This is a genomic window from Mesorhizobium sp. M7A.F.Ca.CA.001.10.2.1 (assembly GCF_003998575.1).
GTDB lineage: Bacteria > Pseudomonadota > Alphaproteobacteria > Rhizobiales > Rhizobiaceae > Mesorhizobium.
On sequence record NZ_RZQY01000292.1, the window covers coordinates 1 to 7,073 of the forward strand.

Annotated in this window: 7 protein-coding genes; 1 reads left to right on the plus strand and 6 read right to left on the minus strand. The window is 62.6% G+C overall.

From position 1 onward, the window contains the following. Positions 1 to 565 (plus strand): acyltransferase family protein (locus EN964_RS19040; RefSeq protein WP_373565062.1); only part of this gene is annotated, 565 nt, incomplete at its 5' end. Between the two features lie 45 nt (positions 566 to 610). Here EN964_RS19040 and EN964_RS19045 read toward each other — a convergent pair. The 6 genes from EN964_RS19045 to EN964_RS19070 all read right to left on the minus strand — a co-directional run. Further along, on the minus strand, positions 611 to 1,678 hold the full coding sequence (locus EN964_RS19045) for a BMP family ABC transporter substrate-binding protein (protein WP_127268998.1): 1,068 nt from the start codon (positions 1,676 to 1,678) through the stop codon (positions 611 to 613). A 50-nt stretch (positions 1,679 to 1,728) separates the two neighbouring features. Then, on the minus strand, positions 1,729 to 2,649 hold the full coding sequence (locus EN964_RS19050; RefSeq protein WP_127268999.1) for an ABC transporter permease: 921 nt from the start codon (positions 2,647 to 2,649) through the stop codon (positions 1,729 to 1,731). Next, complete coding sequence (locus EN964_RS19055) at positions 2,649 to 3,779, minus strand: ABC transporter permease (protein WP_127269000.1); 1,131 nt, start codon at positions 3,777 to 3,779, stop codon at positions 2,649 to 2,651. The genes EN964_RS19050 and EN964_RS19055 overlap by 1 nt, the downstream gene beginning before the upstream one ends. Beyond that, positions 3,776 to 5,353, minus strand: a complete 1,578-nt coding sequence (locus EN964_RS19060) for an ABC transporter ATP-binding protein (protein WP_164749014.1) — start codon at positions 5,351 to 5,353, stop codon at positions 3,776 to 3,778. Before EN964_RS19060 ends, EN964_RS19055 begins: the two co-directional genes overlap by 4 nt. A 133-nt stretch (positions 5,354 to 5,486) precedes the next feature. Then, on the minus strand, positions 5,487 to 6,464 hold the full coding sequence (locus tag EN964_RS19065; protein ID WP_127272649.1) for a quinone oxidoreductase: 978 nt from the start codon (positions 6,462 to 6,464) through the stop codon (positions 5,487 to 5,489). A gap of 43 nt (positions 6,465 to 6,507) precedes the next feature. Then, the coding region (locus EN964_RS19070; RefSeq protein WP_127276626.1) for a phosphatidylcholine/phosphatidylserine synthase at positions 6,508 to 7,073 on the minus strand (566 nt) is incomplete at its 5' end.

Consider the following 7,073-nt stretch of genomic DNA (forward strand, 5'->3'; position numbering starts at 1 on the left):
GTTCTTCATCGGCAGCGGCGGAGCCAGGCTGCTGTTCCTCACCGAGTTCGGCCCGTTCTTCGCCGCCGGCGTGCTGGTCCACCACATCCATTCGCATGACCGTTCTGTGCCGGCCCTGCTGCTGCTCGCCGCCGCGTTCCTGATCTCCTGCGGAACGCTGTCGGTGACGCAGCGCTGGATGCTCGGCCACTACGGCATTGCCGTCTCCTCGGCCAATCTTGTCTTCGCCAACGCCGTCATGCACGCGGCCCTGATCGGCGCGGTGCTGTTGCGCCACCGTGTGAGGGCATCGGCGCTCACCCTGGCGCTGGGCGGGCTGACCTATCCGCTCTATCTGCTGCATCAGGAGATCGGCTATCTCGCCATCAATGCGGCAACGCCCATTGTCGGCAAATGGATTGCCGCCCTTGGTTGCGTCGTGCTCATGCTTTTCATTTCGTGGGCGATCTGGCGCACCTGCGAACGACCGGTACAGCGGTTGCTCAGGTTCTGGCTCGGCCGTGTGGTCGATGCCGGACGAACGCGGTTTCATCGCCCCTCTGCCGGCGCACAGCCCGCCGAATGAAGAAGGGCGCCTCGCGGCGCCCCTCCGTCTCATGTCTCGCGCTGGTTATTTCGGCAGCTTGTCGTCGACGCCCTTCACATAAAAATTCATGCCGAGCAGCGTGCCGTCGTCGGCGACTTCGCCGTCCTTCAGCCACGGCGTGCCGTCCTGCTTGGCGATCGGTCCCGTGAAGGGGTTCCAGCCGTCGACGATCTTCTTTTCGGTGGCCTGCGCCATCGCTTTCACGTCGTCGGGCATGTTGGTGTAAGCGGACATCTTGACGGCACCGTCCTTGATGCCGAGCCAGACATTGCCAGGCTTCCACGTGCCGTCGAGGGCTGCCTGGACCCGGCTGATGTAATAGGGACCCCAATCATCGGTGATCGAAGTCAGCTGCGCCTTGGGCGCGAACTTGATCATGTCCGAAGACTGGCCAAAGCCCTTCAGGCCCCGCTCTTCGGCCACTTGCAGGGCAGCAGTCGAATCGGTGTGCTGGACGATGATGTCGGCCCCCTGGTCGAACAGCGCCTTGGCGGCGTCGGCTTCTTTGCCCGGATCGAACCATGTATTCACCCAGACGATCTTTGCCTTGAAGTTCGGGTTGATCGACTGGGCGCCGAGCATGAAGGAGTTGATGCCCATCACCACTTCCGGGATCGGGAAGGAAACGATGTAGCCGGCCACGCCGGCCTTCGATTCCTTGGCGGCGATCTGGCCGAGAATGTAGCGGCCTTCATAGAAGCGGGCATTGTAGATGCCAAGATTGTCCGATGTCTTGTAGCCGGTGGCGTGCTCGAACATCACCTTGGGAAATTTCTTGGCGACCTTCACTTCCGGGTCCATGAAGCCGAAGGAGGTGCCGAAGATGAGCTTGCAGCCTTCGCGCGCCAGGCGCTCGAAAGCGCGGTCGGCGTCGGGACCTTCCGAGACGTTTTCGAGATAGGCTGTTTCGACCTTGTCACCGAGCGCCTTCTCCACATCGAGACGGCCCTGGTCGTGCTGGTAGGAGTAGCCGAAGTCGCCGATCGGGCCGGTGTAGACCCAGCATGCCTTCAGCTTGTCCGCAGCTTCCGCCGTCACTGCCAGCGACATGGCGGCGGTCGTGGTCATCAGGGCAATAAGCAGTTTTTTCATTGTGTTACCTCTCTGAGTTAAGCCTTGGAGCTTCCCGTTTGTTTTTATTGTCAACGATCCGGAACGAATGGCTGCCCCAAGGAAGCCGGCGTGTTCATCATCGTCAGACGCTTGTTGCGCGAGATTAGAACGAGAACCACGATGGTTGCCAGATAGGGCAGCGAAGAAAGGAACTGTGAAGGCACTGGAATGCCAAAAGCCTGTGCATGAAGCTGGCCGATCCACACCGCGCCGAAGATGTAGGCGCCGGCCAGCACCCGCCATGGCCGCCAGGAGGCGAACACCACCAGCGCCAGCGCGATCCAGCCGCGGCCGGCGCTCATGTTCTCGACCCATTGCGGCGTGTAGACCAGCGACAGATGGCCGCCGGCAAGCCCGGCACAGGCGCCGCCGAAGATCACCGCGAGATAGCGATAGCGGATGACCTGGATGCCAAGCGCATGGGCCGAGGTGTGGCTGTCGCCGATCGAGCGCAGCGTCAGTCCGGTCCTTGTCTTGAACAGGAACCACATGACGGCCGCGGTGAGCGCGATCGAAATGTAGAAGATCGGGTCCTGACCGAACAGCAGCCTGCCGACGACAGGCATTTCCGTCAGACCGGGAATGTAGAGGTTGGGCAGCCTTTCGCCGGGTTGGCCGACAAAGCTGGTGCCCATCATGCCGGACAGGCCAAGGCCGAGCAGCGTCAGCGACAGGCCGGTCGCCACCTGGTTGGTGGCCAGCGACAGCGTCATGACGGCAAACAGCAGCGAGAACACCGCGCCCATGGCGATTGCCGCCAAAAGGCCGATCCAGGGCGAGCCGGTGAGATAGGTCGCGCCGAATCCGCCGACAGCGCCCATGATCATCATGCCCTCGACGCCGAGATTGAGCACGCCGGAGCGCTCGACCACCAGTTCGCCGATTGCCGCGATCAACAGGGGCGTTGCCGCCGTGGCGATGGTCAGAAGGATGTTTACGGTGATGTCCATCAACGGGCTTCCTTCAACTTTGGCGCGGCTTCGAGTTTCGCGGCACCTTCCGGCTTGGTCAGCGCCAGGCCGACCAGGCGAATGCGGTAGTGGATGAGCGTGTCGCAGCCGAGCACGAAGAACAGCAGCATGCCCTGGAACACCCGCGCCACCTTGTCGGAGATGCCGAGCGCGCTCTGCACCGCTTCGCCGCCGAGATAGGTCAGCGCCAGCACCAGACCGGCGGCAACGATGCCGAGCGGGTTGAGGCGGCCAAGGAAAGCCACGATGATGGCGGTGAAGCCATAGCCGGGCGAAATGACAGGCTGCAGTTGCCCGATAGCGCCCGAGACCTCGGAGATGCCGGCGAGACCCGCCAGAGCGCCTGACAGCAGGAAAGCAAAAAAGACCATGCGGTTGAGGCCGAAGCCGGCGAAGCGCCCTGCCCGCGGGCTTGAGCCCAGCACGCGCACCTCAAAACCTTTCAGCATGCGGCTCATCAGGATCCAGACCAGCACCGCGGCGACCAATGCGAAGACAAAACCCCAGTTTGCCCGTCCGGCATCCGGCATCAGCTCCGGCAACACGGCCGAATCGTTGAACTGGATGGTCTGCGGGAAACCATGGCCCTGCGGATCGCGCCAGGGTCCGCGCACCAGCCAATCAAGGAAGAGCTGCGCGACGTAGACCAGCATCAGGCTGGTCAGGATTTCGTTGGTGCCGAAGCGAGTCTTGAGCAGAGCCGGGATCGCGGCATAGGCCGCGCCGCCGACCATGCCGAGCAACAGCATCAGCGGCAGCACCAGCGGACCTTCGAACTGCGGAAACAGCACGGGAATCATCGAACCGGCAATGCCGCCGAGGATGAACTGGCCTTCGGCGCCGATGTTCCAGATGTTGGCCTTGTAGCAGACCGACAGGCCGACGGCGATCAGGATGAGCGGCGCTGCCTTGATCGCCAGCTCATGTAGCTGCCAGACCTGGCTGATCGGCTCGATAAAATAGATATTGAACGCGGTCAGCGGATTGACGCCGAGCAGCGCGAACATGACGGCGCCGGCAATGATGGTCAGCGCGAAGGCGATGAACGGCGACAGGGCCGAAAACAGCATGGAACGCTGCGGGCGTTTGACGAGTTCGAGGCGCATCATGCCGTCTCCAGCGAGTGTTCGGCGTGGCCTGGTTCGGCGCCGCCCATCAGCAAACCTACCTTTTCGAAGGTTGCCTCGGCGATCGGCATAGGTTTCGACAGCTCGCCATTGTGCATGACCGCGATCGCATCCGATATCTCGAACAGCTCGTCGAGATCCTGGCTGATCACCAGCACCGCCGATCCGCTGCGCGACAACTCGATCAAGGCCTGGCGGATATGAGCGGCAGCGCCCGCATCCACGCCCCAGGTCGGCTGGTTCACCACCATGACGCTTGGCCGGCGGTCGAGTTCACGGCCGACGATGAATTTCTGCAGATTGCCGCCCGAAAGGGCCGCGGCCTCCGGATCCGGCGCACTCTTGCGTACATCCATCGCCTCGATGATGCGTTGGGACGCGGCTTGGATGGCACCGCTCTTCACCATCCCGCCGGAACCGACGAACGCCTTGCCGTCGGTGGCATGGCGCGACAGCAGCAGGTTTTCGGAAAGCTTCATGCGCGGTGCCGCACCGTGGCCGAGGCGCTCCTCCGGCACGAAGGCAGCGCCCAGCAGTCGGCGCCCGGTGATGGTGAGGCCGCCTGCGTCCTTACCGCGAATGCGCACCGAGGATGCATCCTGCTGCGGCACTTCGCCTGAGACGGATTCGAAGAACTCGCCCTGGCCGTTGCCGGCGACGCCAGCGATGCCGATCACCTCGCCCGCCCGGACGTTCAGGTTGATGCCCTTGAGCGGGATCGAGAACGGTGTTGCCGGCTTGCGGCTGAGGTTGCGAATCTCGAGCAGCGGCTGCGCCGTGGCGATCCCCTCGACCGGCGCGCGCACCACGGCCTGCACCTCGTTGCCGACCATCATGCGGGCCAGCGAAGAGGCGGTTTCCTCGCGCGGGTTGCAATGGCCGACGACCTTGCCGTGACGCAGCACGGTGGCGCGGTCGCAGATGCGTTTGACCTCTTCGAGCCGGTGCGAAATGTAGAGGATGGATTTGCCTTCCGAACGCAGGCGCTCCAGCGTCTCGAACAGCTTGTCGGCTTCCTGCGGCGTCAGCACCGAGGTCGGCTCGTCCAGGATGATGAGCTGAGGCGTTTGCAACAGGCAACGGATGATTTCGATGCGTTGGCGTTCGCCTACCGACAGGTCGCCGACCAGCGATTCAGGATCGAGCGGCAGGCCGTAGCTGAAGGAAAGCGCCCTCGCCTTCGCAGCGATGCTGTTGATCGGCGAGCCGTCGTCCAGCGACAGGGCAATGTTTTCGGCCGCGGTCAGCGCCTCGAACAGCGAGAAGTGCTGGAACACCATACCGATACCGAGTTTTTTCGCGACGCCGGGGCTGGAAATCCTGACGGCCTGCCCGTTCCAGAAGATCTCGCCGGCATTGGGCTCCAGCGAACCGAACAGCATCTTCACCAGCGTCGACTTGCCGGCGCCGTTTTCGCCAAGCAGGGCGTGGATCTCACCCCTGGCGATGTCGAGATCGATATGATCGCACGCCGTCAGCGTGCCGAATATCTTGGTGAGGCCACGAACCTCAAGCAGGTTCGTGCCGTCGTGATTTGCACTCACAGTGCCTCCCATCTGGTTAGCCAGACATGTTCTGTGTTCCCGCAGGCATGGTAGGCGCGGCCGGCTCTCATCGGAAAGCGGCACACGTCTTGAAAGAGCTTCAAGAATTTCAGCGGAAATTCAAGGGATAGCAAGGCAGAACGAACTAAGGGATGAGAATGGTCGTCCCTGTGGTCCTGCGGCCCTCGAGGTCGGAATGCGCCTTGCCGGCGTCCTTCAGCGCGTAGCGCTGGTTGATCTTGATTTCGACCGCGCCGCTGAGCACGACCTCGAACAGGGCGGCGGCAGAAGCGTCGAGGTCCTCGCGTTTTGCGTTGTAGACGAACAGTGTCGGCCTTGTTGCGAACAGCGACCCCTTCTGTGCCAGCAATGACATGCTGAACGGCGGTATGGGTCCCGATGACTGGCCAAAGCTGACGAACATGCCAAGCGACCGCAGGCAGTCCAGCGAAGCCGGAAATGTGTCGTTGCCGACCGAATCGTAGACAACGTCGCATTTTTTGCCGCCGGTGATGGCGGCGACGCCGGCAACGAAATCCTGTTCCTTGTAGTTGATGACATGGTCGAAACCATGCGCCCTGGCGAGCTCGATCTTGTCGGACGAGCTGGCGGTGCCGATGACGGTGGCGCCGAGATGTTTTGCCCATTGGCCGAGGATCAGCCCGACGCCGCCTGCCGCGGCGTGGAACAGGATCGTGTCGCCGGCCTTCACCTTGAACGTCCGGCGCAGCAGATATTCCGCGGTCATGCCCTTCAGCATCATCGCCGCGGCCTGTTCGTCGCTGATGCCATCCGGAACCTTGACGACGCGGCTGGCATCGATGACGCGCTGTTGCGCGTAAGCGCCCGTCGTCACGGCATAGGCGATGCGATCGCCAGGCTTCAGCCAGTCGACGCCCTGGCCGACCTCCAGCACCACGCCGGCGGCTTCGCTGCCTGGCACGAGCGGGAAGCCGCCAGGCGGCGGGTAGAGGCCAGAGCGATGGTAGACATCGATGAAATTGAGGCCGATCGCGGTGTGCCGGACCAGGATCTGCCCGGATCCCGGCTGGCCGGGGTCAGCGTCCTCATAGGTCAGAACTTCCGGGCCGCCATTGGCGTGAATGCGGATCGCTTTCGACATGCTAGGCTTCCTGTGGGGCTAGGCTTCCTGTGGGAGCGGCTGATCAAGCCTTTTTGGCACCGAGATTGGGAAAGAACTGCATGATGCCACCGATGCAGGCAAGGTAAAGCCCGGTGATGGTAATGCCGATCTTGGTGAAGGTGCTGACCTGTTCGCCCAGCACGCCGATCTGATCATAGAAGGCAGCGAGTGCCGCCTGGGCCAGGGCAAGCGCGCCGAAAGCGCACCACAAGAGAGTCATCCCAAGGTTGATGCGCCGCAGCCGCACCACCCGCACCGGGTGGATGAAGTTGATCGGCACGAAAGTCAGGACGCCGGCCACCACCACAACCGCGAACGAAACCCATTGTCCGGGCTCGATGACGAACAGGGTGAACACCACCATGTTCCAGACCACGGGGAATCCCTTGAAGAAATTCTCCTTCGTCTTCATGCCGGTGTCGGCATAGTAGATGGCGCTGGACACGACGATGATCGCCGCCGACAGGAAAGACAGGCCCTCGCCCATGAAGCCGCGCTGATAGAGCGCGAAGGCCGGGATCAGCACGTAGGTCACGTAGTCGATGATGTTGTCGAGCAGTTCGCCTGACCATGTCGGCAGGATCTCCT